General features: G+C 41.8%; 1 protein-coding gene. It reads left to right on the plus strand.

Annotation, left to right across the window (positions count from 1 at the left end; all coding sequences use genetic code 11):
- The first annotated feature begins 586 nt into the window (after nt 1-586).
- Nucleotides 587-721: a hypothetical protein gene (locus Q0993_RS03345; protein WP_299529719.1), complete on the plus strand. Its 135-nt coding sequence runs from the start codon at nt 587-589 to the stop codon at nt 719-721.
- Nucleotides 722-1,075: the final 354 nt, after the last annotated feature.

Consider the following 1,075-nt stretch of genomic DNA (forward strand, 5'->3'; position numbering starts at 1 on the left):
GAGTGGTTAAGAGGTGCTCTGGGATCGATCAATAGGAGATGACTTCTGAGGCAGAGTTTGTTTGCAGTGTTATGGAACCATTTTGTGCCCTTTTGGATATCTGACAAACCTTCTCATTGTGAATGTAAAAATTTACAACACATATCTACTTAGGATGGTTGCGTGTCTCACTGCAGGTGTCATCTTATCTATAGGTATCTTTCATTGATAAACGGGCGAACTATTACTTCCGCGAAGCCCTCAAGGGATGTAAAAGAATCCACAAGGTCGGGAGGGGAAGATGCTTTGACTGGCCTTTTTGTTTGTTCGGAGGATGGATGTACAAAAAAGTTCAATACGCATTCGTTAGTGCTTTGTCACTTGGACTGTGGTAAGCACCAATATACCATCAAGGGTAATATGCCAATTTATAACCCACCGAATAGGTTCTGCGGGCTCTTATTGGATAAGATGATCACGTGGTACAAATGGGACGATGGTTATCAGACTGTGTCCGCCATCCGATTTGATATCCGTCGTCCGATTTTATTTCGACGAAAGAAAGACCAAGAAAGGAGAAATCGTTGAAGCTAAATTTTAATTGGTCATGGAAAACAACAAAGAAATACTTTTTACAGAAACCAGTGACGGAGAAATTAAAAAGCTGGTTGACAATTCCGTACAAAGGAACACGAAAAAATCCACAAAATATGAAGGAACGATCTACGTGCGTTCGCCTTGAGAGATTATTCGGAAGATTATAAAATAAATAAACCCCTCTCCGGCTTGCTGGTATATCGGAGGATAATGCCCTCGACTGAACGAATGTCCTCAAATTTTCACAGTTACCCTCAGAGCTTCGCTTTTCGGCCAACCGTTCATTTTTCGCACAATCTTTCAGCCTTGGGCATTATCCTCCCATATACCAGCCGTCAAAAGGGGTTTATTTATTAAATACCCTCAAGGGTATATTGGTGCTTACCACAGTCCAAGTGAAAAAGCACACAGATATCCAACAGGGCACAAAATGGCTCCATAACATTGCAAACTCTGCCTCAAAAGTCATCTCCTATTGATCGATCCCAGAGCACCTCTT

It is taken from the genome of Ulvibacterium sp., assembly GCF_028285715.1.
Taxonomy (GTDB): domain Bacteria; phylum Bacteroidota; class Bacteroidia; order Flavobacteriales; family Flavobacteriaceae; genus Ulvibacterium.

Coding starts and splice junctions, on each gene's coding strand:
- Q0993_RS03345 (WP_299529719.1), top strand. CDS start 587: ATGGAAAACAACAAAGAAATACTTTTTACAGAAACCAGTGACGGAGAA.